Below are 15746 nucleotides of genomic sequence, written 5' to 3'. Positions count from 1 at the left end.
CTCGTCACCGGTGAGGCCGTCTTGTACGTTCGTCGCATGGTCGATTCGCTGCGGGCCTGGCACCCCGGTCTGGCCGGCGTCCAGGAGGTGCTGCACGCGACGATGGATCACCACGCCTACCCGCTGCACACCCACGATTCCTGGACCGTGCTGCTGATCGACGAGGGCGCGGTTCGGTACGACCTCCACCGTGCCGGCCATCACGCGGCGCCCGGCACGGTCACGCTGCTGCCGCCGTTCGTGCCGCACGATGGCCGTTCGGCGCAGCCCGGCACCAGATTCCGTAAGCGCGTGCTGTACCTGGATGCGGACTGGTTGCCGCCCCGGGCCACCCGCGGGGCAGTCGATGCGCCGCTGCTCACGACCCCGCACGCGGTGCGGGCGGCGCAGTCCGTGCACGCGGCGCTGGCACACCCGGCGGATGAGCCCATCGCCGAGCATGCTCTCCTCGACCTCCGCGACATCGCCGCTGCGCAATTCGGTGAGCCTCCGCCGCCGATCGCGCAGGATGCCCCGCTGGCACGGCGGCTCCGGCGGCTGCTGGACGATCGCCTCACCGAGACCGTCACGCTCGCCGACGCCGCGGTCGTGCTCGGCGCGCACCCGGGACACCTCTCACGGATCTTCGCGGCCGCGTACGGGATCGCCCCGCACCGCTACGTCACCGGACGCCGCGTGGACCGCGCCCGGCGGTTGCTCCTGGCCGGCGTGTCGCCGTCGGCGGCCGCCGCCGCCGCGGGGTTCTTCGATCAGCCTCACCTCACGCGGCACTTCCGCGCCGTCCTGGGGACGACGCCCGCGGCCTTCGCGGCGCGAGGACGCAGCTGAGCCGCGGGGCGTTCAGCCCTGCGCCAGCCGGGACACCTCGTTCCACTCCTCCCACGTCGCCAGGCGCCCGGCATAGTCGCGGCGCGCGATCTCGAGCGGGGCCGTGCCGAAGAAGACGCGCAGCGGCGGCTCGTCGGCATCGACGACGCGCAGGAACGCGGCAGCGGAGGCCTGCGGGTCGCCCGGGGTCTGCGCCGATCGCTGCTGCGCGCGCCGCTCCCGCGCGGCGTCGTATGCCGCCAGCGGCTGGGATCGACGGGCGCTGTCGCCGGCCCAGTCGGTGGCGAATCCGCCGGGTTCGATGAGCGTGACATGAATCCCGAACTCGTCGACCTCCTGTGCGAGTGCCTGCGAGAACCCCTCGAGGGCCCACTTGGACGCGTGATAGGCGCTGAGACCGGCGAACGCCGAGATCCCGCCGATGGACGACACCTGGATGATGTGGCCCGAGCCCTGCTCACGCAGGATCGGCAGCGCCGCCTGGGTGACCCAGATGGCACCGAACACGTTGGTCTCGAGCTGATCGCGCAGCTCCTGCTCGGCGAGCTCCTCCGCCATCCCGAACTGTCCGTAGCCGGCGTTGTTGACGACGACATCCAGCACGCCGAAGTGATCGGCCGCGCGCCGGACGGCCGCGATGTCCGCCTCCCGGTCGGTGACGTCGAGGTCGAGGGGAAGGATCGCGTCGCCGAAGCGCTCGACCAGATCGTCGAGGGTCGCGACGTCGCGAGCGGTGGCGGCAACGCGGTCGCCGCGCTCGAGCGCGGCGGTCGCCCAGGCGCGACCGAAGCCGCGGGATGTTCCGGTGATGAAGAAAGTCTTCTGAGCCATGCCGACACGATAGACCCGCGCCGCCCGGGTGAGGGCCGGTTGACGGCGACCGCGCTCTGCGCCTTCTCAGCGGGCGAGGGAGAGGGCCGTCCGCACGCCCCGGGCGTATGCATCCGGCTGCTCGAAGGCGGCGAAGTGACCGCCTCGCGCCGGCTCCTCCCAGCTCTCGACCGCGAAGTAGCGGTCGGCGAACTCCCGCGGCGCGTTGACGAGGTCTTTCGGGAACACCGTGAAGGCGGTCGGCGCCGCGACCCGACCCCAGGGCTTCGCGCCGCCTTCGGCGTAGGGCGTGAAGGACGTGCCGATGCATCGCCCGAACCAGTATGCCGAGATCCAGGTGAGAAGTTCTTCACGGGAGAACACGCTCTCCAGATCGCCGTCGATCCAGCCGCGTAGTTTCTCCAGGATCCACGCCGCAAGGCCAGCGGGTGACTCACCGAGCGCGGCGGCGAGCGTGTGCGGCTTCGTGGACTGCTCGTACATGTAGCCGCCCTCCTGCCGCTGCCATTCATGACCGTGGCGCACATACGCCCGCTCTGCCGGGGACAGATCCTCCGGCGGGTCGACCAGGAAGTGGTACTGGGACACATCGGTCAGGTGCAGTGCGGACACCGCGTGCGGGTGCCCGGCCGCCAGCGCCTCGGCCACATCACAACCGACATCGCCGGCCGACACCACGTACCGGTCGTGCCCCAGGTCGGTCATAGCGTCCGCCACCATCTCCGCCATGGCGGCGGAGGAGAGGCCACCCTCCGGCATCGGTACGGCGAAGGGGAAGCCGGGCAGCGCGGGGATGACCAGGGTGACGTCATCGAGAAGGGGAAGGAGCCGCTCGAAGCGGAGCGCCGAGTCCGGCCAGCCGTGCAGCAGGAGCAGCACGGGAGCGTCGCGGGACGCCGCCTCCCGGTAGATCACGCGAAGCGGCCGGGCGTTCCCCACGAGTCGCCACGGCAGCGCCTGGATGCGGGCCTCGTGCCGGGTCCAGTCATAGTCGCGGGCCCAGAAGGCGAGGAGGTCCGCAAGGTACTCCGCATCCACGCCCCGGTGCCAGCCGTGCCCCGGTGGCAGCGGCACGGGGCGGACAGCCGTGAGCCGCGCCCGGAGATCGTCGATCTCGGCCGCGGTCACGGTCGGCGGGGCATCCTCGTTCGATATGGGTGTCTCCTTCGTGTGATGCCGGCGACGCTAGCAGCCGGCGCCGACACGGCAGCGTCAGACCGCTCGGGGTCGTCCCCGCGCCCCCTGCCGCATCAGGTTACGTCTCAGCGAACGCTGCGCCACCGCGGATCGGCGCACACAAAAAAGCCCGGGACTCCGCTTTTTCAGCGGAATTCCGGGCTTCGTGAAAGCTGGGGTACCTGGACTCGAACCAAGAACAACGGTACCAGAAACCGCCGTGTTGCCAATTACACCATACCCCACCATGCCTCAGCCGGAGCTGCGCACAAGAGTCCATATTAGCCGATGTGCGCAGCTCGGCCAAACCGAGCGGTCAGCCGATCTGTCGCACGAGCGCGCCCAGGCGACGGATCGACTCGGCCTTGCCGAGCAGTTCCATCGACTCGAACAGCGGCGGCGAGACGCGGCGGCCGCTGATGGCGACGCGGAGCGGCCCGTAGGCCACGCGCGGCTTCAGCGCGAGCCCCTCGATGAGCGCATCTTGGAGCGCCTGCTGGATCGCGGCGGTGTGGAACTCCGCCTCCGGCACGAGCTCCAGCGCGTTCACCGAAGCCACGAGCACCTCGCCGGCATTCGCCGGAAGGCTCTTCAGCGCGTCGTCGTCGTAGGCGATGGCGTCGGTGAAGAGGAAGCCGAGGAGCCCCGGAACCTGGCCGAGCAGCTGCACGCGCTCCTGCACGAGCGGAGCGGCGGCGGCGATGATGGCCTGCTCCTCTTTCGTCGGGGTCTCGCGCACGATGCCCGCGGCGGCGAGGTACGGCACGATGCGGGCGGCGAAGTCCTCGGGCGCCAGCATCCGGATGTGGTCGCCGTTGATCGACTCGGCCTTCTTCTGGTCGAAGCGGGCCGGGTTCGGGTTCACGTCCGCGATGTCGAAGGCGGCGATGAACTCGTCGAGCGAGAACACGTCACGGTCGGGCGCGAGCGACCAGCCGAGCAGGGCGAGGTAGTTCAGCAGACCCTCGTGGATGAAGCCCTTCTCGCGCTGCAGGAACAGGTCGGCCTTCGGATCACGCTTGGAGAGCTTCTTGTTGCCCTCCTCCCCCAGCACGAGCGGCATGTGTCCGAAGCGCGGGACGAAGTCGGTGACGCCGGCCTCGATGAGCGCCGTGTACAGCGCCAGCTGGCGCGCGGTGGAGGGCATGAGGTCCTCGCCGCGGATGACGTGGGTGATGCCCATGACCGCGTCGTCCACCGGATTGGTGAAGGTGTACAGCGGCTGACCGCCGGCGCGGACGACGACGAAGTCGGGGAAGGATCCGGCCGGGAAGGTCACTTCGCCCCGGATGAGGTCGACATAGGTGACGTCGTGGTCCGGAACCCGCAGGCGCCAGGCGGGCTCGCGGCCCTCGGCGCGGAAGGCGGCCTTCTGCTCCTCGGTGAGGTCGCGGTCGTAGTTGTCGTAGCCGAGCTGCTTGGCGCGGCCGTTGGCCTCGTTGCGTGCGTCGATCTCCTCCGCAGTCGAGTAGGACTCATACACCGCGCCGACGTCCACGAGCTTCCGGAGCACCGCCGCGTAGATCTCGCGGCGCTCCGACTGACGGTACGGCTCGTGCGGGCCGCCCTTCTCGACGCCCTCGTCCCAGTCGATGCGCAGCCAGGTGAGCGCGTCGACGCGCTGGCGGTAGCTCTCCTCGCTGTCGCGGGCCGCATCCGTGTCCTCCACGCGGAAGATGAGCTTTCCGCCGGTGTGCCGGGCGTACGCCCAGTTGTACAGCGCGGTGCGGATCATACCGACGTGCGGCAGCCCCGTCGGGGAGGGGCAGAACCGGACGCGGACGTCGGTTCCGGATGCGGTGGTGGTGCGGGGATCGGGTGTGCCAGCCATAGGCATCCAGCCTACCCGCGTGGCGGCGAGACGCCCGTTGACTGCTCTCCCGCCGAGGCCTGACGCCGGTCTGGCATACGGCGGGCGGGGTGGACGGATGCGGGCGGCGGCGCGAGGCTGAAGGCATGAGCCCCACTCCGATGTCGACGGTGACAGAGGTGCGCGAAGCCTTCGCCGGCGGCCGGGACTACCTCGCCGCCTGCACCGGCGGGCTGTTCCCGCGGGCGTCGGTGGCCGCGCTGACGGCGGACCTCGCCCGCGCCGTGGACCGCGGCCCCGATCCACGCGCGCTCACGGCGACGGTGGAGGCCGCACGGGCGGATGCGGCCCGCATCCTGCGTGTAGACGCGCTCGACGTCGCGATCGGCTCGCAGACCTCGGTGCAGGTCGCGCTGATCGCCGCGAACCTGCCGGACGACGCGGAGGTGCTCGGCGTCGAGGGCGACTTCTCGTCGCTGCTGCTGCCGTTCGTTTACGCCGGTCGCGGCATCCGGGTACGCACCGTGCCGCTCGCCGACCTGGCGGGCGAGATCCGGCCCGGGGTCGCGCTCGTGGCGTTCTCGCTGGTGCAGTCGGCGACCGGCGAAGTCGCGGATGCCGGCGCGATCGTCACCGCCGCCCGGGCGGCAGGCGCCCGGACCCTGTGCGATCTGACGCAGGCGGCGGGATGGATGCCCGTGGATGCGGCGCGGTTCGACGCGGCGGTGTGCCACGCGTACAAATGGCTGTGCGCGCCGCGCGGGGTGTCGTTCCTCGCGCTCGCGCCGGAGTACGCGGCGGGCCTGCGGCCGGTGCAGGCGGGGTGGTACGCGGGCGCCGATCCGTGGGTGTCGACGTACGGGACCGCGGCGACCCTCGGCCCGGGCGCCGGGCGATTCGACGTGTCGCCCGCGTGGCAGGCGTTCGTCGGCGCACGGCCGTCGCTCGAGCTATTCGCCGCCGCCCCGATACCGGAGATCCACGCGTACACGACGGGACTCGCGGCGCGGTTCCGTGCTGAGCGCGGGCTGCCGCAGCCGGAGCTTCCCAGCGCCATCGTGACCTGGCCGGACCCGAAGGGAGCCGATCTCGCTCGGCTCACCGCATCCGGGATCACCGCCTCGGGCCGCGCCGGGCGCGCCCGCGTCGCCTTCCACGTCTTCAACGACGATGCGGATGTGGACCACGCCGTCGCCGCCCTCCGCTCGCCCTGACGCCGAGCTGGCGTGAGTGTCAGCGGCGACCGGCGCGAGCGGCGAGCGGGAGGAGCAGGAGCACGGCGGCGACGATCACGAGCGCGAGGAGCGCGAGACCCCCGTAGCCGATCCAGCCGAGGACGACACCCGCGAGGATGGCACCCGCCGCGCCGACGAGGTTCATCGCGAGGTCGCTGCGGCCCTGACGCCGGGTGCGCAGATCCTCCGCGGAGGCTTCGGTCAGCAGCGCCGCGCCCGCGACCGTCGACGCGCTCCAACCAAGACCCAGGAGAACGAGGCCGACCGTCACGGCAAGCTGACTGTCCTGCGCCACCGAGACGAGGATCAGCGACGCCGCCAGCAGCGCCTGCCCGAGCACGATCGTCGGGATGCGTCCCCAGCGGTCCGCGAGCAGGCCGAACACGGGCGACAGCGCGTACATCCCGGCGATGTGCAGGCTGAGCGTCAGCCCCACGATCGTGAGCGTCGCGCCGTGGTGCATGAGATGCACCGGAGTCATCGCCATGACGGCGACCATCACGCCATGCGCCCCGGCGATCGCGACGATCGCAACACGGGCGGCAACGGGCCGGTCCGCCCGGGCGATCGCGGAGGCGGCACCCGCGGCGCGGTCGGCAACGAGCTTCGCCGCCAGGAGCAGCGGGTCCGGGCGGAGGAGGACCAGGTACATGGCAACTGCGAGCAGCTGCGCGGCGATCGTGAACACGTACGGCCCGGTGAGCGCCGGCAACCCGAGAGCCTCACCGAGCACCTCCCCCGGGCCGACGAGGTTGGGCCCCAGCACCGCACCGATCGTGGTCGCCCACACCACGACGGAGATGTCGCGGGCGCGCGAGCGGTCGGTGGCGAGGTCGGCCGCGGCGAACCGGGACTGCAGGTTGGCCGCTTGCCCCGCGCCGATGAGCACGATTCCCGCGAGCAGCAGCGGCAGGATGCGGGTGCCCGTACCCGCGATCACGCCGACGACGCCGACGAGCGCGACGAGCAGCCCCAGCGCTAGCGCAGGGCGGCGGCCCTGCGCGCGAGCGAGGCGTGCGAGTGGGATCGCGAACGCCGCCGCCCCGAGGGTCACGGATGCGGTGGCGAGACCCGACAGCGCATCGTCTCCGGAGACTTCGGCGACGATGACGGCACCGAGCGACAGCGTCGCCCCGAAGGCGATCCCGCCGAGGATCTGACCGAGCGAGAGCGCCCACAGCGTCCGCCGGCGGATGCGGAGGAGGTCCGCATCCACCGGCGTCGCATCAGGCATTGCGGGCAGTGCTCCGCAGAATCCCGAGGCCGGTGATCTCGACTTCGATCTCGTCACCGGCCTGGAACGGGCCGACCCCGGCGGGCGTGCCGGTGAGGAGGACGTCGCCCGGGAGCAGCGTGAACGCGGCAGAGGCGTAGGCGATGATGTCGGCGACCGAATGGATCATGTCCGAGAGCGGCGCCTCCTGCTTCACCTCGCCGTTCAGGCGGGTGGTGAGGCGGGCGGATGCGGCGTCGAACTCGGTCTCGATGGCCGGGCCCAGCGGGCAGAAGGTGTCGAACCCCTTGGCGCGCGACCACTGCCCATCGGATTTCTGCAGGTCGCGGGCCGTGACGTCGTTGCCGATCGTGTAGCCGAAGACATAGTCGAGCGCGCGTTCAACCGGCACGTTCTTCGCGATCTTCCCGATGACGACGGCGAGCTCGCCCTCGAAATCGGTCCGCTCGGACTGGGTGGGGCGCACGATCGCGTCGTTCGGGCCGATGACGGCGGTGTTGGGCTTCAGGAACAGCAGCGGCTCCACCGGCGCCTCCCCGCCCATCTCCGCAGCGTGGTCGTGGTAGTTCTTCCCGACGCAGACGATCTTCGACCGCGGGATGACCGGCGCGAGCAGGGTGATGTCCGCGAGCGGGATCCGCTCCCCCGTCGTCTCGTATCCGGCGTACATCGGGTCGCCGACGAGCTCGACGATCTCGCGACCGTCGACGATGCCGTACCGGATGACGTCCTGGTGACTGAAGCGTGCGATCCTCATCGACGGCCTCAGGCGTCCAGCCGCACGAGCCAGTTGTGGCGGTCTTCGCGACGGCCGTACTGGATGTCGGTGAGCTCTTCGCGCAGCGACAGCGCGAGCGTGCCGGCGGGCTGTTCGTCGAAGAAGTCCTTGCCCTTCAGCACGCCGATCGGGGTGACCACGGCGGCGGTGCCGCAGGCGAACACCTCGACGATGTCACCGGATGCCACGCCCTCACGCCACTCCTGCAGGGAGACGTTCCGGCCCTCGATCTTGTGGCCCCGATCCCGCGCGAGCTGCAGCAGCGACTCACGGGTGATGCCCTCGAGGATGGAGTCCGACTGCGGCGTGACGAGCGTGCCGTCCTTGTAGACGAACACGATGTTCATGCCGCCGAGCTCCTCGACGTTGCCGTCCTGGTCGAGGAAGACCACCTGGTCGCACTCGTTCTCGTACGCCTCGGCCTGCGGCAGCAGGCTGGCGGCGTAGTTGCCACCGGTCTTGGCCGCGCCCGTACCGCCCTTGCCGGCGCGGGCGAAGTCCTCGCTCAGCCAGATGGAGACGGGGTTCACACCGCCCTTGAAGTACGCACCGGAGGGGCTCGCGATCAGGTAGTACGCGACCTTGTGGGCGGGGCGCACCCCGAGGAACGCCTCCTTCGCGAACATGAACGGGCGCAGGTACAGCGACTGGTCATCTCCACCGGGCACCCAGGCGCCGTCGACGGCGATCAGCTCGCGGATCGACTGGATGAAGTACGACACCGGCAGCTCGGGCAGCGCAAGGCGACGCGCGGAGCGCTGCAGCCGCCGGCCGTTCTGGTCGGGGCGGAAGGTGTGGATCGAGCCGTCCGCGTGCCGGTATGCCTTGATGCGCCTTGATGCCCTCGAAGATCTCCTGCCCGTAGTGCAGCACCGCGGCCGCCGGGTCGAGCGAGATGGGACCGTACGGCTGCACGCGCGGCCGGTGCCACCCGCCACCGACGGACCAGCAGACGTCGACCATGTGGTCGGTGAAGTGCTGCCCGAACCCGGGGTTCCGAAGGATCTCTTCGCGCGCGGCAGGCGTCTTCGCGGCGAGGTTGCGGGTGACGGTGAACGCGAGCGGGGCGAGGCCGGCGTCGGGATCGATGTCGAGAAGGGTCATGACTGTCTCACTGAGTCTGCGCGGTGCGCTGTCGGGGCCTGTGGATGCGGCGGATTCCAGGCTACGCCTGCAATGCCGCCGCGATCGCGTCGCCGATCTGGGAAGTGGTGCGGGCGGTGTCACCGCGTCCGGCGATGTCCTCCTCCACCGCGCGGGTGACGCGCTGGGCTTCGTCGCGCAGCCCGAGATGATCGAGCAGGAGCGCGACCGAGAGGATCGCGGCGGTGGGATCCGCCTTCTGCTGCCCTGCGATGTCCGGGGCCGATCCGTGCACCGGCTCGAACATCGACGGGAACGCGCCGTCCGGGTTGATGTTGCCGGATGCGGCGAGACCGATGCCACCGGTTACGGCGCCGGCCAGGTCCGTCAGGATGTCGCCGAAGAGGTTGTCGGTGACGATCACATCGAAGCGGCCCGGGTTCGTGACCAGGAAGATGGTTGCCGCGTCGACGTGCAGGTAGTCTACGGCGACCCCGGGGTACTCCGAGGCCACCTCATCGACGATCCGCTTCCACATGCCCCCCGCATGGACGAGCACGTTGGTTTTGTGCACGAGCGTGAGGCGGTGCCGTCGGCGCTCGGCGAGGGCGAACGCGTAGCGGACGACCCTCTCGATGCCGTAAGCGGTGTTCACCGAGGTCTCGTTGGCGACCTCGTGCGGTGTGCCGCGACGGATGGAGCCGCCGTTGCCGACATAGGGCCCCTCGGTGCCCTCGCGGACGACGACGAAGTCGATCTGGCCGGGGTCGGCGAGCGGACCGGACGCCCCCTCGTACAGCTTCGACGGGCGGAGGTTCACGTAGTGGTCGAGTTCGAAGCGCAGCTTCAGCAGCAGCCCGCGCTCGATGTTCGCATCCTTCAGCCGCGGGTCGCCGGGGACGCCGCCGACGGCGCCGAGCAGGATCGCATCCTGGGCGCGGATGGCCGCCAGATCGTCGTCCGTGAGCGTGTCGCCCGTCTCCAGGTACCGGGCCGCGCCGAGCGAGAACCGCGTCTTGTCGAAGACGACATCGGTTGCCGCGGTGGCCGCATCCAGGACCTTCTCGGCTTCGGCGACCACTTCTGGTCCGATACCGTCACCGGGGATGACGGCCAGCTTCACGACACGCGACATTGCACTCCTCGATCGGATTCCGCGACACGCGACGACGAGGCGCGCTATGACGCGTTACGGGACCTTCTCAGCGTAGTGGCCGCGATCACCGCCGCCACGACGACGAGCGCCGCTCCGATGAGCGAGGTGACGACGACTCCGCCGTCGAACGCGGCCGCGGCCGCCTCCCGGAGTCCGTCACCAGCTGTACCGAGCGCATCGGATGCGGCGACCGCTCCGGCCAGCGTCTCGCGCGCGCTCGCGGCGGTCTCTGCGTCGATGCCAGCAGGCACAACGAGGCCGGTCCGGTACAGGGCAGTGAGGATGCCGCCGAGCACGGCGGTGCCGAGCACCGCACCGAGCTCGTACGCGGTTTCAGACACGGCGCTGGCCGCTCCGGCCTTGGCGGGCGGTGCGGAGGAGAGGATGAGCTCGTTGGAGACCGTCTCGGCCGCGCCGATACCGAGCCCGAGCGAGACGAATGCGATCATCAGCAGGCCGACACCGCCGCCCACGGCGACGAGCGTCACCAGCAGGTAGCCGACCACGGAGAAGGCGAGCGCGACCGGGATGACCACGGCAGGGCTCACTCGCGCCGCAATCGGCACGACCGCGAGACCCGAGATGATCATGGCGAGCAGACCGGGGACGAGCGTGAGGCCCGCCTGGAGCGGTGCGAGGCCCACGATGAGCTGCAGATGCTGGGCGACGAAATAGATGAAGCCGACCAGCGCGACGACGCTGAGAAGGTTCACGAGCAACGCGCCGGTGAACGCGCCGCGGGTGAACAGGCGCATGTCGAGCATCGGCGCGTCTGAGCGCAGCTGACGGCGGACGAACAGCGCACCGCATCCGAGTCCCACCGCGACCGAGAGCGCCACCGTGGTGGACAGTCCGGACACCGCAGTCTCCTTGATGCCGTAGACGATCGGCACCATGGCGCCCATCGACAGCACGATTCCCCATGCATCGACCCGGCCCGGCGCGGGGTCGCGGCTCTCCGGAACGAGGAGCGGTGCCAGTACCACCAGCGGGACGAGCACGGGAACCGCGAGGAGGAACACTGACCCCCAGGCGAAGTGCTCGAGCAGGATGCCGCCCACGACGGGTCCGAGCGCCGCACCGGCGGAGAACATCGAGGCCCATACAGCGATGGCCAGCCGCCGCTGGGCGCGCTGGGTGAAGATGCTGCGGAGCAGTGACAGGGTCGCCGGCATCAGCATCGCGCCGAACACGCCCATGAGTGCCCGCGCGGCGATGAGCAGTTCCGCGGTCGGGGCGAAGGCACCGAGCGCGGAGACCACGGCGAAGCCGGTCGCCCCGATGAGCAGCATCCGGCGGCGGCCGAAGCGGTCCCCGAGCGTCCCCATGGTCACGAGGAGGCCTGCGAGGACCAGCGGGTAGATGTCGAGCAGCCAGAGCTGCTGCGCGCTCGTCGGCTGCAGCGACAGGGCGATTTCGGGCAGGGCGAAGCTGAGCACCGTGTTGTCGATCGAGACGAGCAGCACGGGGAGCATGAGCACCACGAGTGCGGCCCACCCCCGCCAACCGGCGCGGGTGCCGTTCGCCTCGGCAATGCGGATGTCTTCTGTCAGAGTCATGTTTATATACCGTCCAGCTGGTATAGTAACAGGTCCCTGACCCTCCCGTCGATACGATTCAACCCATGAGCCGTCCGCCGCACGCCCGCGAGAAGGTGCTCGACGCGTTCGAGCGCCTGCTCATCGACGAGGGCGCCCGAGCCGCCACCATGGACGCCACGGCACGTGCGGCCGGCGTCTCCAAGGGCGGCCTGCTCTATCACTTCGGGTCGAAGGATGCGCTGGAACAGGGCATCATCGAGCGCCTGGCGGCCCTCGTGGATGCGGATCTCGCAGCGATGGCCGCCTCCCCCGAGGGCCCGGTGGCCTACTTCCTGCGAACCTCAGCCGTCGCGGGCGATCCACTGGACCGCGTCATCGTCGCCACCTCGCGCATCGCGCAAAGCGGGAACACGACCGCGCGCGATGCACTGCGGGACACCCGGGAGAGTTGGGCGGATGCACTTCGCCCGCACACCGCGGACGCTGCAGCCCTGGATCTCGTCCTGCTGGTCGGTGATGGGCTCTACGCGAACTACCAACAGCAGCATGATGCCGCCGCCGGGCCCGTTCCCTCGGGCCCGGCGATGGACGCGCTCATCGCGCTGGTCGAACGCTCGACCCGCGCGTGAGCCGTCGGCTCAGGATTCGGTGATCTCGATCCGACCGAACAGACTCACGCCTCGGTGATCTCGATCTGCCGGAACAGGTCGGCGCCGACGGCGTCACGCATCGCGGCGAGGAGGTCGTCCGAGACCGGCGAGTCGACGGTCAGAACCGACAGCGCCCGGCCGGTGGCGTCGGGGGCGGCGACCTGCAGGCCTTCGATGTTGATCTTCGCGGCGCCCAGCTCCTGGCCGTAGATCGCGACGATCCCGGGGCGGTCGGCGTAGCGCATGACGATGTGGTGCTGTTCGATCGGCACCTCGATCTCGTAGCCATTGATGCCGACGACCTTGGGCACCATGCGGGTGCCGGCCAGGGTGCCCGCCACCTCGAGCACGGAGCCGTCTGCGAGTGTGCCGCGGAGGATCGTGATGTTGCGGTACAGCGGGCTCTCGGCCTCGACGATCAGGCGCGCCTCGACGCCGCGCTGCTCGGCGAACAGCGGTGCGTTGACGTACGAGACGCTCTCGCTGACGATGCGGCTGAAGATCCCCTTCAGCGCGGCGAGGCGGTACACGCTCACGTCGTAGGCGGCCAGCTCACCGCGCACCTCGATGTCGAGGCTGGTGAGCGCGCTGGAGGCCAGCCCGCTGAAGAACTGGCCGAGCGCCTCGACGAGCGCGATGCCGGGGCGGACGAACGGGTCGATGACGCCGCCGGCGACGTTGACCGCATCCGGGACGAGGTCGCCCTCGAGGGCGAGCTTGACGGACTTGGCGACGGAGATCCCGGCCTTCTCCTGGGCTTCCTCGGTCGAGGCGCCGAGGTGCGGGGTGACGACGACGTTCGGCAGGTCGAGCAGGCGCTGCGCGGAGCCGCCCTCCTTGGGGGGTTCGCTGGTGAAGACGTCCAGGCCGGCGCCGGCGATCTCGTGCGTGGTCAGCGCCTTGTACAGCGCGTCCTCGTCGATGAGGCCGCCGCGGGCGACATTGATGACGTAGGCGGTGCGCTTCATGCGACGCAGCTGGTCGATGCCGATCATCCCGGTGGTCTCCGGCGTCTTCGGCATGTGGATGGTGACGAAGTCACTCTGCTCCAGCAGCTCGTCGAGCGAGACGAGCTCGACGCCCAGCTGCTGCGCACGGGCGCTCGTGACATAGGGGTCGTACGCGATCACGCGCATGCCGAAGCCCTGCACGCGGGCGGCGATGAGGGCACCGATCCGGCCGAGGCCGATGATGCCGATCGTCTTCTCGAACAGCTCGGTCCCGGTGAAGGAGCTGCGCTTCCACGCACCGGCGGCGAGCGACGCGTGCGCGGCGGGGATGTGCCGGGCGAGGCTCAGGACGTGGCCCACGGTCAGCTCCGCGGCGGAGATGATGTTGGAGGTCGGGGCGTTCACGACCATGACGCCGGCGGTGGTGGCCGACTTGATGTCGACGTTGTCGAGTCCGACGCCGGCGCGGGCGATGACCTTCAGCACAGGGGCCGCGGCGATCGCCTCCGCATCCATCTTCGTCGCGGACCGGATGAGGACCGCGTGGGCCTCGGCCAGCGCCGGGAGGAGCGCGGCGCGGTCAGCGCCGTCGACGGTTCGGATCTCGAAGTCAGGACCGAGCGCGTCGATCGTGGCAGGAGACAGTTCTTCGGCAATGAGGACGACGGGCTTGCTCACGAGAAGGTCCTTCGGGCGTCACGAGGCGTCCGCGCAGGGCGGATGCAGAATGGGGGTCGGTCCGCTCGTCTCCGACGGCGAGACCAGTGCCAGCCTATCGCGGACGCGCCGCGCGCCCCGTCGGAGCGGTCACACCGCGTTGTAAATTGCGGCGGATGTGACCGCCAGAGCAAAAACGTTGATCCAGAACACCGCGACGAGCGCGAGGCCGGTGAGTTCCACCAGCACGAACGGCAGGATGCGGCGTCGACGGCCCAGGATGAAGGCCGCGGCGCACACGATCACCGGGAAGACGACCGGGAGCAGCAGCACGAACCAGCCGTATCCGGTGAGGCCCGCGTCTCCCCCGGCCTGCTGGAGCAGGAAGGCGACCGCGGTCCACATCGCGTACGCGAAGAAGAGGCCGAAGAACCCGGTGACGACCCCGATGAGCCAGCCGGGCAGGGCGGTGGTCCGCGAGGCGGCGTTGGCCGTGTCCGCGCTCATACCGCGACTCCCGTCGAGAGGAAGGGCCAGGGGACGAGAATCAGCATCCCGAGAACGAGGAGCAGCACGCGCTGCCACACCGCCCGGCGGCGTGCCACGACGAGCACCGTGACGAACCACGCCACGGGGGCCACCGTCGCGAGGATCCACGCCGCGATGTAGCCGGCGGGGTCGAGGAACAGCAGGCCCCACACCTGAAGACGGGAACCCGCGAGGAACCAGCCGACCGCGAAGAGCAGGTAGATGCCGCCGAGCACACCGAGGGACACCAGCGCCACGTTGCCGAGCGGGGCGTCGGTCGGGGCCTCGGCCGCGTTCTCGGCGGTCGATCGCTGTGACCGCGGGCGCTTCCGGTCGTCGGTGTACGGGTGCACGACCTCGCGCGTGCGGGTGACGCCGTCCGGACCGGTGACCTGCGCGGTGACCACACCGGGACGGGCGGGCGCGGCGGGCGCGGCCGGGTCGTCGTCCCATTCGACGCCGTCGTCGCCGACATCGAGGGTCGGGTCGTCGTCCCCCCAGGAGAGGGCGTCGTCGTCTCGTCGTGCCATGGCTTCCAGACTAATCGGCGACGGCGCCCGGGGTGATCCCCCGGGCGCCGTCGTGACCGATCCGACTCAGCGTGCCGCGGAGCCCTCGGTGTAGCCCTCGTCCTGCTGCTTCCAGGCGAACAGCGCGCGCAGCTCCTTGCCAACCTGCTCGATCGGGTGCTGGGCACCCTTCTCGCGCAGCGCGAGGAACTCCACGGCGCCGTTGTCCTGGTCGCCGATGAAACGCTCGGCGAAGGCACCGGACTGGATGTCGGCGAGCACGCCCTTCATGTTCTCCTTGACGTGCGGGTCGATGACGCGCGGGCCGGAGACGTAGTCGCCGTACTCGGCGGTGTCGGAGACACTCCAGCGCTGCTTGGCGATGCCGCCCTCCCACATCAGGTCCACGATGAGCTTGAGCTCGTGCAGCACCTCGAAGTACGCGATCTGCGGCTGGTAACCGGCCTCGGTCAGGGTCTCGAAGCCGTACTGGACGAGCTGCGAGACACCGCCGCAGAGCACGGCCTGCTCACCGAACAGGTCGGTCTCGGTCTCTTCGGTGAAGGTCGTCTTGATGACGCCAGCGCGGGTGCCGCCGATGGCCTTCGCGTAGGCGAGCGCGGTCGCCCAGGCGGTGCCGGATGCGTCGCGCTCGACGGCGATGATGTCCGGGATGCCGCGGCCGGCGACGAACTCGCGACGCACCGTGTGTCCGGGGGCCTTCGGGGCGATGAGGATGACGTCGACGCCCTCGGGGGCCTCGATGTAGCCGAAGCGGAT

Annotated in this window: 14 protein-coding genes, 1 tRNA gene and 1 pseudogene; 3 read left to right on the top strand and 13 right to left on the bottom strand. The window is 70.3% G+C overall.

What is annotated here, in order from left to right; translation table 11 throughout:
- Positions 1-36: 36 nt before the first annotated feature.
- Positions 37-828, top strand: a complete 792-nt coding sequence (locus NT132_RS06685; protein WP_297786704.1) for an AraC family transcriptional regulator — start codon at positions 37-39, stop codon at positions 826-828.
- Between the two features lie 12 nt (positions 829-840).
- Here the strand turns inward: NT132_RS06685 and NT132_RS06680 are convergent, their stop codons facing one another.
- From NT132_RS06680 to gltX, 4 genes are all read right to left on the bottom strand, one after another.
- The gene (locus tag NT132_RS06680; protein ID WP_297786702.1) at positions 841-1659 is read right to left on the bottom strand and encodes an SDR family oxidoreductase; all 819 of its coding nucleotides are present in this window, start codon (positions 1657-1659) and stop codon (positions 841-843) included.
- Positions 1660-1725: 66 nt separating this feature from the next.
- A complete protein-coding gene (locus tag NT132_RS06675; RefSeq protein ID WP_297786699.1) occupies positions 1726-2787 on the bottom strand; it encodes an epoxide hydrolase family protein in 1062 nt (353 codons plus the stop codon).
- Positions 2788-3008: 221 nt separating this feature from the next.
- Positions 3009-3080: transfer RNA gene (locus NT132_RS06670), tRNA-Gln, on the bottom strand.
- Positions 3081-3151: 71 nt separating this feature from the next.
- Complete coding sequence (gene gltX / locus NT132_RS06665) at positions 3152-4666, bottom strand: glutamate--tRNA ligase (protein WP_297786697.1); 1515 nt, start codon at positions 4664-4666, stop codon at positions 3152-3154.
- A 125-nt stretch (positions 4667-4791) separates the two neighbouring features.
- Between gltX and NT132_RS06660 the strand changes: the two genes are divergently transcribed.
- Positions 4792-5859, top strand: coding sequence for an aminotransferase class V-fold PLP-dependent enzyme (locus NT132_RS06660; protein WP_297786694.1), 1068 nt, complete (start codon positions 4792-4794; stop codon positions 5857-5859).
- 19 nt (positions 5860-5878) lie between these two features.
- Here NT132_RS06660 and NT132_RS06655 read toward each other — a convergent pair whose 3' ends face one another.
- The 5 genes and pseudogenes from NT132_RS06655 to NT132_RS06635 form a co-directional block, all read right to left on the bottom strand.
- Positions 5879-7114, bottom strand: coding sequence for an MFS transporter (locus NT132_RS06655; RefSeq protein ID WP_297786691.1), 1236 nt, complete (start codon positions 7112-7114; stop codon positions 5879-5881).
- A complete protein-coding gene (locus NT132_RS06650; protein ID WP_297786687.1) occupies positions 7107-7871 on the bottom strand; it encodes a fumarylacetoacetate hydrolase family protein in 765 nt (254 codons plus the stop codon). Before NT132_RS06650 ends, NT132_RS06655 begins: the two co-directional genes overlap by 8 nt.
- Positions 7872-7879: 8 nt before the next feature.
- A pseudogene (locus NT132_RS06645) lies at positions 7880-8996 on the bottom strand (branched-chain amino acid aminotransferase).
- A 61-nt stretch (positions 8997-9057) separates the two neighbouring features.
- Positions 9058-10110 (bottom strand): 3-isopropylmalate dehydrogenase, encoded by a 1053-nt coding sequence (locus NT132_RS06640; RefSeq protein ID WP_297786684.1) that lies wholly within the window; start codon positions 10108-10110, stop codon positions 9058-9060.
- Positions 10111-10154: 44 nt separating this feature from the next.
- A complete protein-coding gene (locus tag NT132_RS06635) occupies positions 10155-11690 on the bottom strand; it encodes an MFS transporter (RefSeq protein ID WP_297786681.1) in 1536 nt (511 codons plus the stop codon).
- 65 nt (positions 11691-11755) lie between these two features.
- Here NT132_RS06635 and NT132_RS06630 point away from each other — a divergent pair, with 65 nt between their 5' ends.
- The gene (locus tag NT132_RS06630) at positions 11756-12301 is read left to right on the top strand and encodes a helix-turn-helix domain-containing protein (protein WP_297786678.1); all 546 of its coding nucleotides are present in this window, start codon (positions 11756-11758) and stop codon (positions 12299-12301) included.
- Between the two features lie 44 nt (positions 12302-12345).
- Here the strand turns inward: NT132_RS06630 and serA are convergent, their stop codons facing one another.
- The 4 genes from serA to ilvC form a co-directional block, all read right to left on the bottom strand.
- Positions 12346-13950 (bottom strand): phosphoglycerate dehydrogenase, encoded by a 1605-nt coding sequence (gene serA, locus NT132_RS06625; RefSeq protein ID WP_297786675.1) that lies wholly within the window; start codon positions 13948-13950, stop codon positions 12346-12348.
- A gap of 129 nt (positions 13951-14079) precedes the next feature.
- Positions 14080-14436 carry a hypothetical protein gene (locus NT132_RS06620; RefSeq protein ID WP_297786672.1) on the bottom strand — a complete coding sequence of 119 codons (357 nt, stop codon included), beginning with the start codon at positions 14434-14436 and terminating at the stop codon, positions 14080-14082.
- Entirely contained in the window at positions 14433-14987 is a 555-nt protein-coding gene (locus tag NT132_RS06615; RefSeq protein WP_297786669.1) for a DNA polymerase III subunit gamma/tau, read from the bottom strand. The genes NT132_RS06620 and NT132_RS06615 overlap by 4 nt, the downstream gene beginning before the upstream one ends.
- Before the next feature lie 66 nt (positions 14988-15053).
- A partial coding sequence (gene ilvC / locus NT132_RS06610) for a ketol-acid reductoisomerase (RefSeq protein WP_297786666.1) occupies positions 15054-15746 on the bottom strand: 693 nt, incomplete at its 5' end.

It is taken from the genome of Microbacterium sp. (genome assembly GCF_026393345.1).
Classification (GTDB): domain Bacteria; phylum Actinomycetota; class Actinomycetes; order Actinomycetales; family Microbacteriaceae; genus Microbacterium.
Note: the sequence above shows the minus strand (reverse complement) of the source record. Positions and strands in the feature narration are given on the sequence as shown.